Origin of the sequence: Brenneria tiliae (assembly GCF_023347575.1) — a bacterium.
Lineage (GTDB): Bacteria > Pseudomonadota > Gammaproteobacteria > Enterobacterales > Enterobacteriaceae > Brenneria > Brenneria corticis.
Map to the genome: position 1 here is coordinate 1 of NZ_JAKPCB010000019.1, position 246 is coordinate 246.

Here is a 246-nt window from a genome sequence, read left to right on the forward strand (position 1 = left end):
ACACTTTCGGGTTGTGAGGTTAAGCGACTAAGCGTACACGGTGGATGCCTAGGCAGTCAGAGGCGATGAAGGGCGTGCTAATCTGCGAAAAGCGTCGGCAAGGTGATATGAACCGTTACACCCGACGATACCCGAATGGGGAAACCCAGTGTGTTTCGACACACTATCATGTCATGAATACATAGTGGCATGAGGCGAACCGGGGGAACTGAAACATCTCAGTACCCCGAGGAAAAGAAATCAACC

At 51.2% G+C, this 246-nt stretch carries 1 rRNA gene; it reads left to right on the plus strand.

Annotated features, from left to right (window positions below):
* Positions 1–17: 17 nt before the first annotated feature.
* Positions 18–246 (plus strand): 23S ribosomal RNA (locus tag MFP24_RS00085); the annotation flags it as partial.